This window comes from Paenibacillus sp. FSL H7-0714, from assembly GCF_038003765.1.
Classification (GTDB): domain Bacteria; phylum Bacillota; class Bacilli; order Paenibacillales; family Paenibacillaceae; genus Paenibacillus_AQ.
Genome location: NZ_JBBOPT010000001.1, coordinates 6,280,881 through 6,302,729, shown reverse-complemented (window position 1 = coordinate 6,302,729; position 21,849 = coordinate 6,280,881). Strand labels below are relative to the sequence as shown.

The 21,849-nt window shown below is 46.4% G+C and carries 19 protein-coding genes and 1 pseudogene; 17 read left to right on the top strand and 3 right to left on the bottom strand.

Annotated elements, in window-relative coordinates:
* Positions 1-26: 26 nt before the first annotated feature.
* The gene (locus tag NST34_RS28270) at positions 27-941 is read left to right on the top strand and encodes a glycine betaine ABC transporter substrate-binding protein (protein ID WP_076285514.1); all 915 of its coding nucleotides are present in this window, start codon (positions 27-29) and stop codon (positions 939-941) included.
* Between the two features lie 72 nt (positions 942-1,013).
* Here the strand turns inward: NST34_RS28270 and NST34_RS28265 are convergent, their stop codons facing one another.
* Positions 1,014-2,165 (bottom strand): N-acetylmuramoyl-L-alanine amidase, encoded by a 1,152-nt coding sequence (locus NST34_RS28265; protein WP_341129204.1) that lies wholly within the window; start codon positions 2,163-2,165, stop codon positions 1,014-1,016.
* A 158-nt stretch (positions 2,166-2,323) separates the two neighbouring features.
* Here NST34_RS28265 and NST34_RS28260 point away from each other — a divergent pair, with 158 nt between their 5' ends.
* Complete coding sequence (locus NST34_RS28260) at positions 2,324-3,331, top strand: TIR domain-containing protein (protein WP_042191948.1); 1,008 nt, start codon at positions 2,324-2,326, stop codon at positions 3,329-3,331.
* Positions 3,328-3,564 carry a hypothetical protein gene (locus NST34_RS28255; protein WP_076285512.1) on the top strand — a complete coding sequence of 79 codons (237 nt, stop codon included), beginning with the start codon at positions 3,328-3,330 and terminating at the stop codon, positions 3,562-3,564. The genes NST34_RS28260 and NST34_RS28255 overlap by 4 nt, the downstream gene beginning before the upstream one ends.
* Before the next feature lie 370 nt (positions 3,565-3,934).
* On the opposite strand, the gene NST34_RS28250 is transcribed toward NST34_RS28255, so the two are convergent.
* Entirely contained in the window at positions 3,935-5,020 is a 1,086-nt protein-coding gene (locus tag NST34_RS28250) for an LLM class flavin-dependent oxidoreductase (RefSeq protein WP_076285511.1), read from the bottom strand.
* A 242-nt stretch (positions 5,021-5,262) separates the two neighbouring features.
* Here NST34_RS28250 and NST34_RS28245 point away from each other — a divergent pair, with 242 nt between their 5' ends.
* From NST34_RS28245 to NST34_RS28200, 10 genes and pseudogenes are all read left to right on the top strand, one after another.
* A complete protein-coding gene (locus NST34_RS28245; RefSeq protein WP_341129203.1) occupies positions 5,263-6,600 on the top strand; it encodes a PQQ-binding-like beta-propeller repeat protein in 1,338 nt (445 codons plus the stop codon).
* Between the two features lie 166 nt (positions 6,601-6,766).
* Complete coding sequence (locus NST34_RS28240) at positions 6,767-8,050, top strand: ArsB/NhaD family transporter (RefSeq protein WP_339798682.1); 1,284 nt, start codon at positions 6,767-6,769, stop codon at positions 8,048-8,050.
* Positions 8,051-8,231: 181 nt separating this feature from the next.
* Positions 8,232-9,008, top strand: a complete 777-nt coding sequence (locus tag NST34_RS28235) for an ABC transporter ATP-binding protein (RefSeq protein WP_341129202.1) — start codon at positions 8,232-8,234, stop codon at positions 9,006-9,008.
* Between the two features lie 105 nt (positions 9,009-9,113).
* Positions 9,114-9,917: an ABC transporter permease gene (locus NST34_RS28230; protein WP_076285507.1), complete on the top strand. Its 804-nt coding sequence runs from the start codon at positions 9,114-9,116 to the stop codon at positions 9,915-9,917.
* A gap of 36 nt (positions 9,918-9,953) precedes the next feature.
* The gene (locus NST34_RS28225; RefSeq protein ID WP_341129201.1) at positions 9,954-10,841 is read left to right on the top strand and encodes an ABC transporter permease; all 888 of its coding nucleotides are present in this window, start codon (positions 9,954-9,956) and stop codon (positions 10,839-10,841) included.
* Between the two features lie 23 nt (positions 10,842-10,864).
* On the top strand, positions 10,865-12,472 hold the full coding sequence (locus tag NST34_RS28220) for an FAD-binding protein (RefSeq protein WP_341129200.1): 1,608 nt from the start codon (positions 10,865-10,867) through the stop codon (positions 12,470-12,472).
* Positions 12,469-12,805: pseudogene (locus tag NST34_RS28215) on the top strand (4Fe-4S dicluster domain-containing protein). Before NST34_RS28220 ends, NST34_RS28215 begins: the two are co-directional and overlap by 4 nt.
* Before the next feature lie 48 nt (positions 12,806-12,853).
* Entirely contained in the window at positions 12,854-13,912 is a 1,059-nt protein-coding gene (locus NST34_RS28210) for an ABC transporter substrate-binding protein (protein ID WP_339243516.1), read from the top strand.
* 39 nt (positions 13,913-13,951) lie between these two features.
* Entirely contained in the window at positions 13,952-15,562 is a 1,611-nt protein-coding gene (locus tag NST34_RS28205; RefSeq protein ID WP_341129199.1) for an FAD-binding protein, read from the top strand.
* A complete protein-coding gene (locus NST34_RS28200) occupies positions 15,559-15,900 on the top strand; it encodes a 4Fe-4S binding protein (RefSeq protein WP_042191924.1) in 342 nt (113 codons plus the stop codon). Before NST34_RS28205 ends, NST34_RS28200 begins: the two co-directional genes overlap by 4 nt.
* Before the next feature lie 205 nt (positions 15,901-16,105).
* On the opposite strand, the gene NST34_RS28195 is transcribed toward NST34_RS28200, so the two are convergent.
* Positions 16,106-16,651: a glutathione peroxidase gene (locus tag NST34_RS28195; RefSeq protein WP_042191922.1), complete on the bottom strand. Its 546-nt coding sequence runs from the start codon at positions 16,649-16,651 to the stop codon at positions 16,106-16,108.
* Between the two features lie 680 nt (positions 16,652-17,331).
* Between NST34_RS28195 and NST34_RS28190 the strand changes: the two genes are divergently transcribed.
* The 4 genes from NST34_RS28190 to NST34_RS28175 all read left to right on the top strand — a co-directional run bounded on the left by NST34_RS28190 (position 17,332) and on the right by NST34_RS28175 (position 21,735).
* On the top strand, positions 17,332-18,408 hold the full coding sequence (locus NST34_RS28190) for a bifunctional 3-deoxy-7-phosphoheptulonate synthase/chorismate mutase (RefSeq protein ID WP_076285501.1): 1,077 nt from the start codon (positions 17,332-17,334) through the stop codon (positions 18,406-18,408).
* A gap of 193 nt (positions 18,409-18,601) precedes the next feature.
* Entirely contained in the window at positions 18,602-20,044 is a 1,443-nt protein-coding gene (locus NST34_RS28185) for a SulP family inorganic anion transporter (RefSeq protein ID WP_445667702.1), read from the top strand.
* 188 nt (positions 20,045-20,232) lie between these two features.
* Positions 20,233-20,715, top strand: a complete 483-nt coding sequence (locus tag NST34_RS28180; protein WP_042191916.1) for an RrF2 family transcriptional regulator — start codon at positions 20,233-20,235, stop codon at positions 20,713-20,715.
* Positions 20,716-20,736: 21 nt separating this feature from the next.
* Positions 20,737-21,735, top strand: coding sequence for an LLM class flavin-dependent oxidoreductase (locus NST34_RS28175; protein ID WP_341126863.1), 999 nt, complete (start codon positions 20,737-20,739; stop codon positions 21,733-21,735).
* Positions 21,736-21,849: the final 114 nt, after the last annotated feature.

Here is a 21,849-nt window from a genome sequence, read left to right as displayed (position 1 = left end):
AAAGAATATAAAAGGGGAGATTATATATGAAAATTCCAAAATTGATGACAGGCGTTTTAACTACAGTATTAATGGGGGCGCTACTTGCCGGGTGTGGTGGCGGGAATAATAATGCTGCTACGGGTAACAGTGGAGAAATCACAATTGGCTCCAAAAACTTCACGGAGAATGTTTTACTCGCTCATATGATGGCAGATCTGATAGAAGATAAAACAGATATTAAAGTGAAGCGCCAGATGAACTTGGGAGGCTCTAATGTAGCTTGGAGTGCACTTGAGAATAATAACATCCAGCTATATCCGGATTACACCGGTACCATTGTAGCTAATTACTATCAGGAGAAGACAGGAAACTCCGAGCAATCGTTGGCCAAAACCAGAGAACTGCTTGAAAAAGATGGACTGGCCTTTCTGGATCCATTCGGCATAAATAATACCTATACTTTAGCTGTTAGCCGCAAAACGGCTGAGAAGTACAATCTAAAGACTTTCAGCGATTTGGCGAAAGTATCTGGAGAAATGGTTCTTGGCGTAGAGTTCGAGTTCTTGGATCGTGAGGACGGGTACCCAGGTATCCAGAAACTTTACGGTATGGATTTCAAGCAGAGCAAAGGAATGGACCATGGTATCATGTACCGTTCGATCGACGATGGGGAAACAGATGTAACCAATGCATATGCGACGGATGCGCAAATTAAAGTACATGATCTGGTGATTCTGCAGGATGATAAAGAATTCTTCCCACCTTATGATGCAGGACCGATTATTCGTCAGGAAACGTTAGATAAATACCCTGAATTGGAAGGCATCTTAAATCAATTGAACGGACAGATCAGTGACGAAGAAATGCAGCAATTGAACGCAGAGGTTGATGTGGATGCGCTCAAGGAAGAGGATGTAGCTCGTAATTTCCTGATCAAGAAGGGATTAATCGAAGGCTAAATATGAAATACAAACTAAAGCAGGCTAGGGAATTTCCTAGCCTGCTTCTTTGCTGATTATTTATAGGTGTGGCTAGTTTTTGAAATAGTCTGCCAATCCTTCCGCGATAGCCTTGGCTGCTTTTTTCTGATAGGAGGATTTGCGGACAATTGACTCATCTGTAGGGTTGGTAAGAAATCCGAGTTCAACTAAGGTAGCTGGAATTCGATTCTCCCTTAGGATGTGATAATCGCCAAAGGACAACCCGTTGCTCTTAAGACCGATACCTTGTCCCAGCCGGGTTTCAATTGCTCGTGCCAGCTTCAGATCATCGGACTCGGAGTAAAAGAAGGTTAGTGTCCCGGACACTTTTTTCGGAGAAGAATTATAATGAATGCTTACAAATGCATCTGCACGTAGAGCCTCACTCATCTGAACACGCCGAGCGAGTGTAGGCTTCTGATCCTCCCGGGTACGTGTCATTTCTACCCGTGCACCTTTAGCTACAAGGGCATCGCGAACATAAATTGCAGTTTGCAGATTCAAATCCTTTTCCATGGTGTTATATGTAGTGCCGAGCATTCCCGGATCACTGCCGCCATGACCGGGATCTACGACGATTAATTTTCCTCGTAAATTTCCTGTGCGAGAAATGTTGCCTGTAGTGCTTGTGCTTCTTGGCGTGGTTCCAGATCGGATATATTGCGCTGCGACCCAACCGATGTCACCGCTAGCTGTTCGAATTCGTGCCCAATCGTTCTGATGAAGGAGGAGGGTAGCTGTATCCTTAGCTTTTAAAGAACCGAGCACCTTATATTGGGTGCCTGGACCGCTTCGTACGCGTAGTGAATCTGCCGTAACTGTAACCTTTGTGGTGCTACTCAAGGCGCTGGTTGAGGTGGAAGAAGTGGTGCTGGGTTTGGAAGCTACCGATGATCCAGAAGCGCCAGATTGCTTGGAGCTATTGTTCACCTTTTTTAGGTAATAGCCGGCTACCCAGCCAGAGGTGTTCCCCGTCGTAACCTTCAACCACCCGTGTTGTTCATCGGTCACAGTTACTTTTGCTCCGTTCTTAATAGATCCTACAACAGTTGCATTCTTTGCCGGCTCATTGCGTACATTTAAAGAGTTCGCGTATACCTGAGCGGTATAACTTCCCGTTGCTGTTTTGGCTTCAGCAGGCTGGGGTGCTGCTATAGCTACAAGGCAAGCTGTGAGCAGTGTGACACCTATCATTTTTTTCATAGTATCCTCGCTTTTTCAGAGTAGTCATAATTCTTTACCCAATTTACGAGATTTAGAATAATATTTTCTGAGATGATTTATGAGAACTTGGCCTCTTTTCCGGTGGTCTAAAGACTTGTATAATTATTACATATCGGGAAGAATGAAGGAGCACTGCCGTGACTAAACCAAAGCTATTCATTGGATCTTCCAGAGAATCCATACGTTATGCAAGAGCGATTCATGAGCAGCTGAAGAGGGATGCTGAAGTACATCCTTGGTATGCCAATGCCTTTCGAGCGAATGAATACACGATGGAGGCACTGGAGAGAAATTTGGATGAGAGCGATTTTGCCGTATTTGTGTTCTCGCCAGATGATGTCGCCAAAATACGCGGTAAATTTTATTATGTGACTCGTGATAATACGGGGTTTGAAATGGGATTGTTTTGGGCCAGATTACGGCGTAATCGTGTTTTTTGCTTAGTGCCGGATCAGGTGACTGCCCGCGACGATTTAATCCCTGGACAGAATGTTGAAGAATATCATCTGTTGTCCGATTTGTCGGGAATTACAGCTTTAGAGTATGAGATGCACCATGATAATCCTACGGCTGCTGTGGATGTGAGCTGTGGTAAGATTATTGATAGTGTCCAGGGGTTTGGAAAATTCCGTGACCCGGTGAAAGATTTAGAGCAGCTAAAGATGGAATTAAGGCGCAAAGAAAGTATCCTTCATTTTTTTTGGCAATATAATAGTAATGTGACCATCTCTGAGGATGGAGAGAAGTATCACGCACTCAGTGAGGCGATTCGCAATTCTTTCTTACCTCCGAAGCATTGTCGTGTGATCGGTGCTGCGATCTGGCAGGCTCAAGAGAAGGAACAGCTTGTTCAGGTGGGAGGGAATGTCGGACGTGGGCACTCCTATTCCTTGACTGTTACGAAAGGGAATGAGAAGCAGCCTAGTGTGGTAGATGCATTTTTATCGAGCAAATGGACTTTTTTTCAACGCACGGAAGTTGCGGAGGTATATATCCTATGCTATCCTCTAGGTAAGAAGTATGTTCTTTCCGTACACTTTTCAGGGAGTGATGGATTATCTGCGGATGATCTTAAGGCGGTAGTTGCGAATAATCAGGATTTATTCCGTACCATCAATCATTTAGTAGGGGAGGATTCAGCATGAAGCGAATAAAGGGTATTAACAACTTATCGGGTGCTGTTCTCCGCTCTGCAAGTGGTGGAAGCAGGAGTGCAGAAGATAATAAGAATACCACAAGCAAAACAGGGTCGAGCCATTCCGCTCAGCAACCAGCTTCAGCTCAAATTTATACTGCGCCTTCTTTAGATGGCGGAGACGATGAATATAAGAAGCTTATTAGCGGGAAGGTAGACAACAATAAACCATCCTTTGCGTGATGAGCATAAGTGGCTGTCTCAAAAGTAGTGATCTACTTATGGGGCAGCTTCTTTTTTTTGAGAGTAATTAGGGAAAAGCTCCCTGAAAATAGCTGATAATTACTCTAAATGAGTGAAATCAGGGAATTCCTCCCTAAAAATCGGGGAAATATCTATATTTACCGTCGAATCAGGTTAATTATAGGGAGGTATTCCCTAATTGTTTGTCTATTGAGTAGAAATCTCCGATTTTCAGGGAGATATTCCCTAATTCTTGAGCAGAGCTTCCGGTTCACTTCTTACAGCAAGACACAATGTTGCAACAGCACAAAAAGCACTTCTCCACGAGCGGGAGAAGTGCTTTTTTATTAACTGGTACAGCCCCTCAGTTCTATCGGCTATTCTTCTTGGCAATCTCGCGTCGTACGACAGGGGCGACCTCAGTTGCCAATAGTTCAATAGCTTTGGCTACCTTGGCGTAAGGAAGGCCGCCGATGTCGAGCTGAGTCATAAAGCGGCTATGGCCGAACAGCTCATGCTGATAGAGGATTTTTTCAATAATTTGCTGCGGGCTACCTACAGCCATCGTGTTATCAGCAGATACATATTGCCCAAAGTCGTCACGAGACACGCTGTAATCTTGACCAGGTTTTGGGCTGATGGAATTACGATAACTATAGTAGTATGGGTAATATTCATCGAGCGCTTGCTGTGAAGTTTCGGCAATGTAGCCGTGGCTAGTAATCGCAATCTTTAAAGATTCAGGGGCATGACCCGCCTGAATTCCAGCGCGTCGATAAGTTGCAGCAAGCTCTTGGAAAGGTTCTGGACTACCGCTAAGAATGGCGATGGCCATTCCAGTTCCGAGTACGCCAGCTTTTTCCGCGCTTTCAGGAGAACCACCTACACCAATCCATACAGGAAGGCTTTGCTGAAGAGGGCGTGGTGCAATCTCAGAATCCTTCAAGGATGAGCGGAAGGAACCCTCCCAGTTCATAATTTCATGCTTATTAAGCTCGAGAAGCAGATTAATATTCTCGGCGAATAGTCGATGATAGTCTTCAAGTTCGTACCCAAAGAGCGGAAAAGATTCCACAAAAGCACCACGTCCAGCAATAATCTCTGCACGGCCATCTGATAGTAAATCAAGTGTGGCAAAATCCTCGAATACGCGCACGGGATCAATGGTGCTTAATACAGTAGTGGCGCTCGTCAACTTGATTCTGCGGGTAACCTGGGAGATGGCTGCCAGCACGACTGGAACCGAAGAAATTGCAAAATCAAGACGATGATGCTCACCTACACCGAATACATCAAGCCCCGCCTCATCCGCCAGCTTGGCCGCAGCTACAACTTCGTCGAGTCGTTGTTTCGGGCTGATCTTATTCCCGGTATGACAATCAGCTACAATGTCTCCTAAGGTGTAGATACCGAATTCAAAATCGGATGCTGGTGCTGTGGTTACCTCGTTACTCATGATTACAAACCCCTTGTTATTCATATATTTGATAAAGCTTGTTCGTTTATAGAAGAATGTGATTATTATAACACGATAACTTACAAATTGTAAGTTTATGAGTAAATGTTTTGATTTCTACTCTTACAGATGTAAAAATGAGGAATAATAATCCATGTTCTTACATCCTGCTCGTCATTAGTATTATATTTTATTTTGAGAATCTATCCAATTGAAGCATTTATATGAGGAGGCGTGTGGTGGTGAGAGGAACTTTATTGAAGTCGTATCTTCGTACTGTGATTATTGGTTTAGGGTTATTGCTTATGGTAAACCCGGTACAAGCTGCTGCGGTTGATTCGCACACTTCCTTTATAGGCTCGAATTTAGATGATTATTATGTAAATTTGTCTGCTGCGAAGGTTGAGTGGTCCACTACGATGGATTTGCCAACGCTAGGAGATATAGCGACGGACTACATTATGGGCAAGGGCGTTGTTGCAGTCGGTGCGGGCAAAGCTTTTATCCTACAAAAGGGTCAGCTTTTAGCCATTAACGCCCAGACGGGGAAAGTGGTGTGGAAATACGGCTCCAAATTAAAGGCACCGTTACTTTACCAAGATGGTGTGGCTTATGTGACTTCAGAAGCGGGCACAATCTATGCAGTCAACGCGGCTACTGGAAAAAATAAATGGAGTTCATCGGCAAACAGTAAAGGCATCAGCCAATTAGTTATTGATAAAGATCAGCTTTTTACTGCCAATGGTGATATTCAAGCCTACAATCTGAAGGATGGGAAACTGCAGTGGCGTGATAATTTCGGTGAAAAGCTGTATGAACCGTTCATGGTTGAGGGAAATCTGATATTAGCTCAAAACTCAGAATCCGGAGCGTATACGTATGACATTCTACATGCCTTTGATCGAACAACGGGTAAAGAGCTTTGGAATAACAGAGATCATTATTTTCCGATTACTGAGATTAATGGAACGCTTATAACACAACGGAAGGCTACCTTATTCGACACTCTTCCTCTTACTACACTCGACAGTTTGGATGTTAAGACAGGTAAAGTAGTGAAGACGGTAGTTTATAACCCTGCTAATATTGACCCAAATGATCCTGAAGCACCAAGGGGGGGCATTGCTTGGAGTGACGGTGACAGAATTTTTATAACAGGACAAAAAGGTGTCTACAGCTATCCAGTCAATGCTGATCCTGCTACCGTAACACGCGATAATTATTCTTACGAATCCATCGGAGCTAAGTTATCCTACGCCGCTGGTCCTTATGATGGAAGAATTCTTTTTAGTAACGAACAGAGCATTTATGGTGTTAAAATGGTGAATAAATCAGCGGTTCAGTACAGTGGAATCAGCAATCCGATTGCCCGCTTCGATCTGCTCGGACATGGCATGTATGTAGCCCAGACTGACGGCAAATTAATCGCGATAGATTTGATTTCCGCAAAACCGGTTGTACAGCTCAAAACATCAGGTAGAGTGTTCGGCCCAACCTTGCTGGAAAGCGGTATGATTATTGTGCAGAGCAAAGGTATTTTGACCGCTTTCAAGGAGCCTCAGGTTTTGAAAATGAAATAATCGACTCCATAAAAAACGGCTCTCCGATAAATACTCGGCAGAGTCGTTTTTTATGGATTAATCCACAATTCCAGTGCGAAAAATACAAATCTATTTTATGATAAATAGGTTATATAATGAGTAGGTTATACATTAACGAAATTAAAGAGAAGGACCGGGGGATATCATGGAACAGCAAGCGATTTGGGCGATAGGTATTTTTCTACTGATTTATGGACTGATTATTTCTGAGAAAATTCACCGTACAATCTTAGCGATGTTAGGCGCTATTGTTATGGTAGCGATGGGCATTGTGGATCAGGAGACGGCACTGCATCATATTGATTTTAATACCATCGGATTACTTGTAGGCATGATGATGATTGTAGGGATTACTGCAGAGACAGGACTTTTTAAATATGCGGCAGTGAAATCAGCAAAGCTGGCGAAAGGGAAGCCGAGAAGAATCCTGATTGCTTTGTTTGTTGTTACTGCTGTGGCTTCTGCTTTCTTGGATAATGTTACAACAGTGCTACTTATGGTGCCTGTTACCTTCAGTATTACAAGGCAACTGCGCATAAATCCGCTGCCTTTTTTGATGTCACAAATTATTGCATCGAATGTCGGTGGGACGGCAACATTGATCGGAGATCCACCGAATATTATGATCGGAAGTGCTGTGAAAGAGCTGACTTTTATGTCCTTTATCAGCAATCTAACACCTGTGATTATCATCATTATGTTAGCGTATATCCCGCTTTTACTACTGATGTTTGGTAAGCAAATTAAATCCACTCCGGAATTGCAGCAAAGTATCATGAACATGGATGAGAAGGCAATGATTACAGATCATAAGCTGTTGCGAAAATGTTTGATCGTACTTGGAATTACGATTACGGGCTTCTTTTTACATCAGGCGTTACATTTGGAGTCAGCGACGGTTGCCTTAGCGGGGGCTTTTTTACTGCTCTTATTAACCGGAGGAGAACACATGCTGGAAAAAGCTTTTCACAGCGTGGAATGGATTACGATCTTCTTTTTTATCGGACTGTTTGTTTTGGTATCAGGACTCGTCGAGACAGGTGTCATCGCGGAGCTGGCTGCCAAAGCGATTGATTTAACGGGTGGGGATGTGCTCATGAGCTCGATGATGATCTTATGGGTCAGTGCAATTGCTTCTGCGTTTCTTGATAATATTCCTTTTGTAGCAACGATGATTCCTTTGATACAGGAGATGGGGCAGATGGGGATCACCAATCTGGAGCCCCTCTGGTGGAGTCTAGCCTTGGGTGCCTGCTTGGGTGGCAATGGTACATTGATCGGTGCCAGTGCTAATCTGATCGTTGCTGGTCTAGCTGGAAAAGAGGGCTATCCGATTACATTCATGAAGTATTTGAAGGTGGGTTTCCCTTTAATGCTGCTGTCCATTGTGATCTCAAGCATATATTTATATTTAAGGTATCTGATGTAAACAAGTGTGTCTGAAAAAAGTTTTATTGTTGACAGCTTTTCAAATGGATGATATTTTAAATATTATAATTCCAATTGATTTACTTTGAATAAAAATTACCGACTGTTCCTACAGAGGTATTGCGAATGTAAAAGCGCAATACCTCTGTTTTTTTGTATACAGAATTGAAGGAGGGGTCACGATGGGAGAAGCGTTGCTGTCGATTTCAAATCTAAATAAACGTTTTGAGTCGACCGGAGGTCATGTTCAGGCACTGTATAATGTTGATCTCCATGTGCAAGAGGGTGAATTCATTACGGTCATCGGGCCCAGTGGCTGTGGCAAAAGCACGCTGCTGCGCATCGTGGCCGGTTTGGACAGTGGATATACGGGGAGGGTTACCTTAGGAGGGACGGAGATTGGGGGTCCCGGAATCGATAAGGGATTTATTTTTCAAGAGCATCGTCTCTTTCCTTGGCTCACCGTAGAGAAGAATATTGCTTCTGATTTGCCGCTAGGCAACAAAGAAATTAGACGTAAGGTCGATGAGTTGATTGATCTCGTCAAGTTAAATGGGTTTGAGAAATCCTATCCCCGGGAGTTATCGGGAGGGATGGCCCAACGGGTGGCGATAGCCCGTGCGCTACTGCGAAATCCCAAAATCCTGCTGCTGGATGAACCGTTTGGTGCACTGGATGCGTTCACTAGAGCGCATATGCAGACGGTGTTACTGGACATTTGGCGGGCCAACAAAACAACCATGATTTTTGTAACGCATGATATTGATGAGGCTGTATTTCTAGGTAATCGGGTAGTGATTCTAGAACCTCGCCCCGGGAAAATACGTAAGATTGTCCCGGTTGATTTGCCGTATCCACGTAAAAAAACAACGTCTTCTTTTCAAGAGTTACGCCTGAAGGTGCTGAATTATTTTGAAAAAGTCGATGAGCTTGAGCTTATTGACGGGGCAGGAATATAAATATGTCGACCATACCAATGGAGACCTCCGAAAGTGTTCAATATTCGAGGGTCTCTTTTTGTTATTTAAAGAGATTGTAAAGCTAAAAAAAGGTGGGTGCAGAGCATGTCAAACCGGGCTATAGCCGTAAGAACTTCCGGACGCCCCGGAAAGGTAACAACATTGGGACTGGGCCTTCTGCTGCCGGGCACCGTGCTGATTCTGTGGCAGACCCTTGGACACTATGGAATGATCTCAGAGATGCTGTTCCCGACGCCGTATACCATTGCTGAATCATTTGTAACTCTGGCTGCTTCAGGGGATTTATGGCCGAACTTTAGGATCAGCTTGGTCAGAGCCCTTTCCGGATTCCTGCTCGGTGGTGGACTTGGTCTGCTATTAGGCATTCTCGTAGGTCTGTTCCGCAGATCAGAGAAATTGCTAGATCCATCCCTGCAAATGATTCGCATGATACCAAGCTTGGCGGTAGTGCCGCTATTCATTTTATGGTTCGGGATCGGTGAGGAGTCTAAAGTGTTGTTGATTGCTAAAGGAGCATTTTTTCCGCTTTATATTAATACGTTCATGGGCATTCGCGGCGTGGATAACAAGCTGTTCGAAGTATCTCGAGTGCTTGGATTCAGCCGGTTAAAACAGGTTGTAAGACTTGTACTTCCAGCGGCATTGCCGAATATTATTCTCGGAGTGCGCCTTTCCTTGGGGCTCTCTTGGTTAGGTCTGGTAGTCGCAGAGCTGATTGCTTCCACTTCAGGCATTGGGTATATGATGTCGGACGCGCGTCAATTCGCGGATACACCTGTGGTGTTCGTGGGAATTATTATTTTTGCCATTGCAGGACTGGTGAGTGATTCTATTGTTCGCTACATTGAACGTCGGCTGCTGAGATGGCAGGACAGCTATCGCGGATAAACAGAAAACGCGCAAGAAACGAAAGGGGGATGCGCCATGAGTGATGGAGCAGAAGCTATTTTGAATAACACTACAAGAGCAAGAGAATCGCTAGATAGCAGTGATATTGCTCCTTTATCGACTAAGAAATTGGAGAAATCCGCGGTACCTATAGCATGGAAATCTCTACTGTCAGATTGGGGAACGGGCGCTATCATTCCGGTGATTACAATAGTACTTTGGCAGCTGGCAGGAAGCACCGGACTGATCTCCGCGCAGTTTCTGCCGACTCCATTGTCGATCGCCAGAGCTTTTACAGGCCTATTGGTGACTGGAGAGTTAACTCATCATCTAGGTGTCAGTATGGGGAGGGCGGGAGTTGGATTTCTTATCGGAGGTGTTCTAGGCCTTTTATTCGGAGTACTGACTGGCTTGTTTCGCAGTGTGGAATATGTGCTCGATCCTAGTGTACAGGTCCTTAGGCTTGTTCCTCATCTAGCTATAGCACCGCTGATTATTTTGTGGTTCGGATTTGGGGAGATGTCCAAAGTAGTGATCATTCTGACAGGGTCATTCTTTCCACTCTATATTAATACGTTTATGGGCATCCGCAATGTGGACAATAAGCTGTTTGAGGTGTCCCGGGTGTTAGGCTTTAGTCCTTACCAAAAGCTGCGCAGGCTGATATTGCCGGCAGCATTACCCGGGATTTTGTTAGGATTGCGGCTGTCATTGGCTGTAGCATGGATCGGTCTTGTTGTAGCTGAACTCATTGGATCACAATCCGGCATTGGATTCCTGATCAATGAGGCGAAGCAGAACTCTAATACAGAGGTTGTGTTTGTAGGCATTATTATCTTTGCTATTGTCGGGAAGCTAATCGATTCTTTGTTCCGAATCATTGAACGCAAGTGCCTGTTCTGGCGCGATAGTTACGAAGGGTAAATCATTTGAGGAGGTCTTGAGCTATGAGTGGATCGATACAAAAAGGATCGTTGAATTTGGTGGCGGATGTGCTTGTTATAGGTGGAGGACCGGCAGGAACATGGGCAGCCCTTACGGCCTCAGCGAAGGGGGCGAAAGTTATCCTCGCAGATAAAGGCTACTGCGGTTCGAGCGGTGCAACGGCCCCCTCAGGAACAGGAGTCTGGTATGTGAAGCCGGATGAGAAGCTCCGGGAGGAGGCCAAAGCAAGTCGTTATACATTGGGCGGTCAGTTGGCTGAATCCCGCTGGATGGACCGAGTGCTAGACCGTACCTATGCCAATATGAACAAACTTGGCGTTTCAGGATATCCATTCCCTGTAGATGAGCAGGGTAACCAGTATCGCAAGAGTCTTCAGGGACCGGAATATATGAAATTAATGCGTAAGCTAGTGAAAAAGGCGGGCGTTAAAATTTTAGATCATAGCCCAGCCATGGAGCTCCTTGCGGATGAGCATGGCGTAGCTGGAGCGGCTGGAGTCCATACCCAGAGTGGTGAGACCTGGACAGTTCAAGCAGGGGCAGTCGTTATTGCTACTGGGGGTTGTGCCTTCCTAAGTAAGGCGCTTGGTTGCAACGTGCTTACTGGTGATGGCTATCTATTTGCAGCTGAGGCTGGGGCGAACTTGTCCGGCATGGAATTCTCCAATGCCTATGCTATCTGCCCTACGTTCTCCTCTGTAACCAAGACAGCATATTACAACTATGCCAGCTTTTATTATGAGGATGGAAGCATTGTGGAAGGGGCGGGTTCCAAGAAAGGGCGTTCAGTTATCGCTCGGAATCTGCTAGCAGGCAATCAGGTGTATGCCAAGCTGGATGGAGCGCCCGAGGATTTAAGACCGCTGCTGCGGGTGGCGCAGACGAATTTTTTCTTGCCCTTTGATCGACAAGGGATCGATCCTTTCAAGGATGCTTTTCCGGTTACGCTTCGTCTCGAAGGAACGGTTCGTGGGACGGGTGGTATTCATATCACGGACGAAAGCTGTGGCACAGGTGTTCCCGGACTTTATGCGGCAGGAGATGCAGCTACCCGTGAGCTAATTTGCGGGGGATTTACTGGTGGTGGCAGCCATAATGCGGCTTGGGCTATGTCATCCGGCAGTTTTGCAGGAGAAGGGGCTGCTGTCTATGCGCAGAGCCTTGGCTCGAATGCAGCGTACCGTAATCCAGTCGGCTTATCATCTTCTCCACTGGTTCATCAAGAAGTGAAGCCTGGAGTATCAGCTCATACGTCAGAGGTTGTGTCTGCTGTGCAGGCTGAAGTGAAGCCGTATGACATTAATTTATTCCGTACGGATAAAGGGCTGACCTCTTCATTAGGTCGTCTGGATGAATTGTGGAAAGAACAGCGTAGCCGTGAGATTCAGCGTACACCTGAAGGGGTTAAAGCGCGTGAAGCAGAAGCCATGACTGCAACCGCCCGCTGGATGTACAATTCCGCGCTTGCCCGTACGGAGACGAGGGGCATGCATAAGCGTGAAGATTTTAAGGGAACGGATCAAGAACAGCATCATCGCTTGATTAGCGGTGGATTGGATCAGGTATGGGTGAAGACAGAAGCCGTGGCCAAGGAGGGTGTTCTATCATGATTGAGGTGATCAGCGCTGCCAGATGTGTAGAGTGCAACCAATGTGTATCGGTCTGCCCGACCTACCAATGTCTTCGAACGGGTAGAGGATGGCATTCCTGTTATTGCCCGGCAGAGCGATTGCCAGACTTGCTTTATGTGTGAGCTGTATTGTCCTGTGGATGCTCTCTACGTTGCGCCAGATTCAGAGAAAGTGATTGGGGTGACAGAGGCAGGGCTAGAGGAGCAGGGATTACTTGGTGGTTATCGTGAAAAGGTAGGCTGGGGCAAAGGCAGACAACCGGTAGCAAGTCATGACTTTATGTACAAATTGGCGTCGAGGGCAGGGTTCTGACCTTGATTAAGATTAAGATAAATAACATAAATCTAGGGGGAGAAAGAAATGAAACCAGCGTACAGAGAGATTCAAGGGAAACGTTCTAAAAGGATACGATTTGCACTTTTAACTACGATTATGATGGTTATGCTGGTTCTTCAGGCTTGCGGAAATAACGCTGGAGGAAATGGAGCATCTGCATCCGGCGGCTCTAGTACAGAGAAATCTGGAGGCAAAGCCGAAAGTAACGTTCCAGCGGTACTGAACTTTGGTTTTATAGGCTCTAATAAGCTGAATGTGCCAGGTGGCGCGGAGGGCTGGGGCTTTTATAAAGGGATCATTCAAGAAGAGTTGAAGAAATATGGCATTACTGAAGTGAAGCTTACGGGCTTTCCAAACGGTCCTGATCAGACAGAATCCTTAATTAGTGGTCGATTAGATATCGGCAGCCTTGGGGATACACCTGCTATTATTGCTTATGCTTCTGGCGCCAAGACACGTCTGATTTCACAATCCTCAGCCAACACTATCGGTTATCTAATCGGTAAGAAGGATGGACCAAAGACGGTGAAGGATCTGCAAGGGAAGACTATTGCCATTCAAAAAGGCTCTTTCATGCACCGCTATGTGGTTGGATTACTTCAGGAGGAAGGCGTAACTGACTATAAACTCGTGCATATGCTCATTCCGGATGCTACCGCAGCTTTGGCCCGTGGAGATGTAGATGCTACGACTAATTTGGGTGTACCTGCGCTGAAGTTAATTGACCAAGGTTACACTCACTTAGACGATGCCTCGAAGCATCCGAACTTGCTCGGCACTAGTGCAACTGTCGTATCCGAGGACTATCTGGCGAAATTCCCTGACTTTCCCAAGGCGTGGAACGAAGCCCGTGAGAAAGCCTTGGCGGATTTGAAACAACACGAGGATGAATATTATCAATTTTTGGCCGAAATCGGAGATACAACGCCAGAGCTGGCGAAGCAAGTAAATCCAATCAGTGATATCAAAGATACCGCGTTCACTGACGAAGGAACCAAGCTGCTGGAGGGTACCAAGAACTTCCTTGTCGAAGAAAAATTAGCGAAAAAAGACTTCAATATTAGCGATTGGCAGCTGAAGTAACAATTGCTTGGAAAGCGCAAATGCTTGGGAGGAAAAGATATGTCGCAGCTTAAGAAGGAAATGACAGTGGATGTGCTCGTGCTTGGCGGAGGACCCGCAGGAGCTTGGGCGGCATGGAGTGCAGCATCGCAAGGCGCAAAAGTAGTCTTGGCCGATAAGGGCTACTTGGGCACAAGCGGCGCCACTGCTCCGGGCGGTACAACGCTGCTCGTTATCCCTCCAATTGCCGAGCTGCGTGAGCAGGCGGTTCAATCCAGACTAAAATCTGGTGGATATCTGTCGGAGAATGCTTGGATTCACCGAGTGCTGGATCAGGTAGAGCAGAATCTGGCTCTAGTCGAGCAGTGGGGTTATCCTTTTCCGAAGGATGAGGTAGGAAACTCACTGCGCACACATCTGCACGGACCAGAGTACATGCGGATTATGCGAAGAGTTGTCCGCAAAGCGGGGGTCACGATCCTCGATCAGTCGCCAGCGCTAGAGCTTCTTCATGATGAACATGGGGTTGGCGGGGCACGTGGGATTAACCGTCTGACAGGGGAGTCTTGGGAAGTGAAGGCCAATGCCGTTGTGATGGCAACCGGAGGCTGTGCTTTTCTCAGCAAAGGTCTTGGCTGCAATGTACTGACAGGAGAAGGGCTGTTGATGTCCGCTGAGGTGGGAGCCGATTTGTCAGGCATGGAATTCAGCCGCCAATACGCTCCGAGCTTTGCAGATGGAACTGTAACACGTGGCCGTATGCTAGCTTGGGCAACGCTTTATGATGCGGACGGTCATCCGCTGCATAAAGGGGATCGGACCTTTGGCAGCATCCCTGAAATGATGCTCAAGGGGCCGGTTTATGCTTCGCTCGATCTGGCAGATACAGCGGAGAAACAGGATTTTCTGCGAAAAGCGCATCCGATTTTCTTTATGCCGCTGGAGCGGGCGGGAATTGATGCGTTTAAGCAGAAATTCCCGCTCACCCTGCGCTATGAGGGAACCATGCGCGGCACTGGGGGTCTGCGCCTTACGGGCACGGACTGCCGGACGACCGTGCCCGGACTCTATGCGGCCGGAGATGCCGCATCTCGCGAGAAAGTGACCGGCGCCATCTCCGGCGGCGGGGCTTATAACGCTTCCTGGGCCATATGCAGCGGAAGCTGGGCAGGCCAGGGAGCCGCGCAGCATGCGCGGTCCTGCCGAGGACAGGCGAACAGCCGCAATCTGACCGCAGCGGGACGCTACGGTTTGGCGGCTGGCGCCGACACCTCGGAAACGCTGGAGGTGAAGCCGCTAGTCGCGGCGATCCAGCGTGAAATCTTACCGCTGCAGATTAATTATTTCCGCAGCGAACCGGGCATTTCTTCAGCCTTGAAGCGGCTGAATGCCTTGATGCCCTTGTTGAACGGGCGCGTTCCCGCCACCGTACAGGGCATCGTGCAAGCACGCGAAGCCGCGGCTATGCTCGCGGTCGGCAGATGGATGTACACCGCCGCGCTGGCCCGGAAGGAGACGCGCGGCCTGCAAAAGCTCGCGGAATATCCGGAGCTTGATCCGCGTCAAACCCACCGGCTGATTGTATCCGGTATAGAGCAAATAAGCATCGGTACCGAGGCTGTGCCCCATGCTCATGAACTGAATCTACTAAAGGAGGGGCAGGCGATATGATCGAACTAATCAGCATGGAACGCTGCGTGGGTTGTAAACTGTGCACGAAAGTATGTCCCACAAACGTATTCGAAATGCAGGGGAAGATTCCGGTTATTGCGCGTCAGGAAGATTGCCAGACTTGTTTTATGTGTGAAGCTTATTGCCCTGTAGATGCACTTTATGTAGCGCCACAGGCAGATCAGCTGATCGGTGTAAATGAGGAGGCGTTAATCCAGACAGGGTTGCTAGGGAGCTGGCGGGCTGAGATCGGCTGGGGACCGGGCGCTAACGGCTCAATGGCTGAAAGGGATACCACCCCTTATTTTGAAGTATTTACTGAGCAGTACCGTACATGAAAAAGCCGCCCAGAGTTGGAGTCTGGGCGGCTTATTGTTGTATAGAAATTCAATCTATGTAGGCCTTTGTCCCGGGATTTCCACCGCGAAGAGCGGTTTCAATCAAGAAATCTGGGGACAACAGCGGCCGGAAGTCCAATTATTCACCGCAGTGACTACTGTGCTTTAAGTTGATATCATTAGTTCGGTATATATCTAAAAAAAACTATAGCAGTGCTTCGATCGCTGGCTCAATATCCAGCGGATCCACAGTAGATTCGAATCTTGTAATTACATTGCCTTCGCGATCAATTAGAAATTTAGTAAAGTTCCATTTGATTTCGTCATTGTTCAGTGCTTCCGGATCTTTGCTCTCAAGCATGCTTTGAAGCAGCTTTCCTGAAGAATGGTTCATGTCGAAGCCTTCAAATCCAGCCTGCTCAGTAAGGTGAGTGAAGAGGGGATGTTTATTTTCGCCCTTTACTTCAACTTTCTCAAAGAGAGGGAACGTAACGCCGTAATTGATTTGGCAAAATACATTCACTTCTTCATTGCTGCCAGGTTCCTGTTCCCCAAACTGATTGGAAGGGAAACCGAGAATTTGGAAGCCACGATCTTCGTATCGCTCATAGAGCTTTTGCAGGTCGGAGTATTGGTGGGTAAACCCACACTTACTTGCTGTATTCACAATCAAAAGTACTTTACCTTTGTATTCCTCTAGTTCGATCTCTTTTCCTCGAATACTGCGTGCTGTATATGGATAAATGCTCATGCTGCTACATCCCTTCAGTTATGTATTGTCAACGCTAAAGCTGCCAGTGAATAAGAACAGGAAATATTTTCAATGATTTAATTGTAAACAATCAAAATATCGCTGTCAACTTCATACATAGAAAGGGATTGGAACCTTTTAATCAGTGGCAGAATAGTATGGGTATGGGTTATTTCATACTTCAAAGCCTATTCTAGCGAGTTGTTATAAGAATAATTGTATCTCATGTGATTTTATTGCGTTAAAGCTACTCAGCGTTCCATTATTATCTTGCATCGGAAACATTTTTTGATTAAGATAGCAGAAACCAGCGCAAAAGACGCGCTGACATAAATAAGACTATGACGAAGAGAGTAAGCATTATAGCGGATCTTAACAGGGAAGGTGTGCCGGAGACTGAGAGCACCCTCATGAGACGATTAATGCCGAAGTTCACTTCCGAGTCGGCCCCTGAAGTAGTTTGTCACAGGTCGTGACAGGTATGAGTAGGGAGGCCCGCGCCCCGCGTTACCGGGTTTAAGATAGAGTTAATCTTTAGTCGAGGGAATCCGATTTTCTATTCCTTTGTGCTAGTTTAAGGGTTAATTCTAAATAAGGGTGGTACCACGGCTCCTCGTCCCTTGCGACGGGGGGCCTTTTTGCGTTTCAAATTATAAATAAGAAGAGGGAGTGGAAGGGTAATGAGTAACGTAGAATTGGATGTTCTTAGAGGTCGTCTGGATGAAATTAATGGGCAATTGCTGGAGCTGATCTCCGAGCGGGCTAAAATTGTGCAGGAGATTGGAGTAGTTAAAGAAAAGCAAGGTGTGCCTAAATTCGATCCAGAACGTGAAAAGAAAATGCTGGATCAGCTCGTAGCGAGCAACAAAGGACCTTTCACTAACGGAACCATCCGCAGCCTCTTCAAACAAATTTTTTCAGCATCTCTGGACTTACAATCCGATGAACATAAAAAAACTTTACTAGTAGCGCGTAAGAGTCACAAAGAAGACACTGTGATTGTTCTGCCGGGAGATGTTACTGTTGGCGGTCCTTCTTCACTGATGGTAGCTGGTCCTTGCTCTGTGGAAAGTGAACTACAGACCCGCACCGTAGCTGCAGCCCTGCAAAAAGCTGGTGTACGTGTTATGCGTGGAGGTGCCTTCAAGCCGCGGACTTCTCCTTATGATTTCCAAGGTCTAGGTATGGACGGCCTAAGAATATTACGTGAAGCAGCAAATGATTATGGTCTGCTGACCATCAGTGAAATTGTAGATCCAAGACATATTGAAGAGTCCTTAGATTATGTAGATATCATCCAGATCGGTGCACGGAACATGCATAATTTCGAGCTGCTTAAAGCGGTCGGAGAAGTCAATAAGCCTGTGCTGCTGAAACGCGGATTGGCTGCTACGCTTGATGAATTCATACATGCAGCGGAATACATCATGTCTCGTGGTAATACACAAATCATGTTGATTGAACGCGGAATTCGTACGTATGAAAAAGCGACCCGCAACACGCTCGATATCTCAGCAGTGCCTATTCTTAAGCAGGAATGCCATCTGCCAGTATTGGTCGATGTTACTCACTCCACAGGACGCAAAGATATTCTTATCCCTTGTGCAAAAGCCGCACTCGCAGCCGGAGCCGATGGTATTATGGTCGAGGTTCATCCTGATCCTGCAACTGCGTTGTCCGATGCTGCGCAGCAGCTGAATATTGATGAGTTCAACAACTTCTTTAATGAAGTGAAAGCTTCCGGACTATACCGGTAATCTAGAAATATAGAATTTGAATGATAATTCAAGGATTGGCTAGAAAATGAGGTGAATAAGCGCTTACAAGTCTATCTAATCTTTTTGTGAAGGTGAAGGCGGGTCGAGTACAATAAGGAACATTAGCGTTGCACCGGCCCCGGGTCTTTTTGGAAAAGGCCTATATACCTTATTAGTCACAGGAGGAAATTAGATTTTGAAGCAGCTTACCTTAAATAATGGGTGGTTTTCTAACACTCGAACCGATATTTTATCGGGGATGACCGTAGCCGTTGCACTGATTCCTGAAGCGATCGCTTTTTCGATCTTGGCGGGAGTAAGTCCGATGGTTGGTTTATATGCCTCTTTCTGTATTGCAATTGTAACCGCACTTGCCGGAGGCAGACCCGGAATGATCTCGGCGGCTACAGGGGCTATGGCCCTATTAGTCGGAAGTCTCGTACTAGAGCACGGAATAGAGTATCTGTTCGCGGCAACTGTACTGGCTGGTGTGTTTCAGATATTGATGGGGATGCTAAAGCTGGGGCGGTTTATCACGTTTTTGCCACAGCCGGTCATGACGGGGTTTGTCAACGCGCTGGCGATACTGATTTTCATGGCGCAGCTTACCCATTTTAAGGGACAAGGCTGGGTGATGTATGGACTGGTAGCTCTGACATTGCTTATTATCTATACGGTTCCTCGGTTTACCAAAGCCGTACCCTCAGCGCTTGTAGCGATTGTTATCGTTTCTATTCTTAGCATCGCTCTTCATCTGGACGTAAGAACCGTAGGGGATATGGGGAATATTACAGCAACTTTGCCACTATTCCATTTACCGCAGATCCCGTTCACGCTGGATACGCTGCTTATTATTTTGCCATATTCACTCTCGCTGGCCGTAGTTGGATTATTGGAATCACTGATGACTGCCACCTTAATAGACGATATTACGGGCACAGGTAGTGATAAGAACAGAGAGGCGAAGGGACAGGGGCTGGCGAATGTAGTCACTGGTTTTTTCAGAGGGATGGCAGGCTGTGCGATGATTGGCCAGTCAATGGTTAACATGAAGTCAGGAGGACGCACGCGTCTGTCCACGTTTGTATCAGGGATCTTTTTATTGTTCCTAATTATCGTACTTGGCGATGTGGTTAAGCAGATTCCGATGGGCGCGCTCGTTGGCGTAATGATAATGGTCTGTATCAGCACCTTTGAATGGGGCTCGCTTAAATCTCTAACCCGTGTTCCGCTTAGCGATGCGTTGGTTATGATTGTGACGGTGGTCACCGTGGTGGCTACAGACAATCTTTCTATTGGCGTTTTATTTGGGGTTCTGCTAAGTGCTTTAACGTTTGCTTGGAAAATAGCTTCGATCCGCCTAACAGTTCAGGAAGCTGCCTCTTCCAAAACATATGCGGTTACCGGCCAGCTGTTCTTCGGCACGACAAGCCACTTCATTCATGAATTCGCCTACGATAGCGATCCGGATCATATTATTATCGATTTTTCACACTCCCATGTGTGGGACCAATCCGCAGTTCATGCCATAGCGAAGACGATGAGCAAATACGCCGAGCGTGGCAAAAAAGTCACCATTACCGGACTTAATGATCAGAGCTCACAGCTGGTTCAGCGGGTGGGACTATCCATATAAAAAAAGATTGCGCTATATGCGCGATCTTTTTTTATAGCAGATATTAACTGTAAGAGAAGACGAGCAGGGTTTTACTTTTGGTGCAAACTGATATAAAGTATAAAGTGGATAATGTTTATCCGCTTTATACGCGGGTGGTATAGTCTACAGTTTATATTAAGCAATTTATGTAGATCGAGGTGCTGTACATGCATATGAAAACAGGGGTAGAACAGTCAGTGTATGCACTGGTTCTGCTTAACATGCTGCCGGACAAAGCGGTGTTGTCTGGAGAAGCGATTAGCCAGCAACTCGGAGCATCGGCGACCTATTTTCAGAAACTGTTAAGAAAGCTGGTAACCGCAGACATCATCACGTCTGTTCCCGGCATTAAAGGTGGCTTTAAATTAAAGAAGAGACCTGAAGATATTCGTGTATATGACGTTTACCTTGCGGTGGAAGGCCAGCAGTCGCTGTATTCATCCAATGGTATTCTGGTAGACATGTTGGATTTAGAGAAAGAAGATAGCTGCTGCCTGTTAACCAATCTGATGGAAGAAGCTGAATCCTCTTGGAAAGCTGTATTAAAGCGGGAGACTATTGCTTCGTTGTCGGAGGAAATGCGTGGTGAACGCTTTAAAGATAAGATTGCAGCCTTAGAGGAATGGATCAGCAATAAAATGGTCATCTAACCAAAGAAGGGATGTATTCGCATGAGATTAAGCGTATTGGATCAGGCACCCGTGACAAGTGGTAACACAGCGGAAGGTGCTCTGAATAAAGCAGAAGAACTAGCTATTTTAGCAGATGAGTTGGGATATAGCAGAATGTGGATGGCAGAGCACCATGGCGGAAATACATTTGCTAGCTCAGCTCCAGAAGTAACGGCAGCCCGTTTAGCCGCTAAGACCAACCGTATTCGAATCGGCACCGGCGGTGTTATGATGATGCATTATTCTCCGCTTAAGCTGGCGGAAGTATTTAAAACGTTAAGTGCTTTTACCCCAGGGAGAATAGATTTCGGTGTGGGACGAGCTCCTGGTGGCGATACAAGTGCTATGTACGCTCTGTCTGAAGGCCGCGAGTTAATGCTGCATAACATGTATGATAAGCTTGGCATTACTATGCAGCTGCTTAGTGATCAGATTCCGGAAAGTGAGTTGTATACCAAAAATCTTGCCGCTCCAACGAAGGTGGCGCTCCCTGAGGTATGGTTGTTAGGCTCGAGCGGCAACAGTGCGCGAAAAGCAGCACAGATGGGAGTCGGATACTCCTTTGCGCAATTTTTTAATGGTGCGATGAGTAATGAGATTTTGGATCAATATCGGAATAACTACCAGCCTTCTATCTTCATGGACAAACCTGAGATTAGTGTATCCTATATGGTAACCACAGCAGAAACGAAGGAAGAAGCTGAGTATGAGGCATTACCGCAGGATATTTTTCGGTTGATGATGAGCAAGGGCAGAATTACTCAGGTGCTGACACCAGAAGAAGCTCAGAACATATCGTTATCGGAAATTGACCGGATGTCAATCAAGGAAAGCCGTAAGATTCATTTGGTTGGTGCGGTTAAAGACATCGCCGTACGCCTGCAAGAAGAACAAGCACAATATGGTTTCCAGGAAGCGATGATTTGCAGCATTCCGCATTCGCAGGAGAAACGGCTAGAGGTTTACCGACTACTGGCGCGTGAACTGCTAGGTTCTTGATTCTTTCCTCTCAAACCCGCATTTGATGCGGGTTTTTTGTATGCCAATTTAGCTTTTTGATCGGCGCATACCCTCAAAAGACAATAAATTAACCCTACCGCCTCCTAAAAGTAA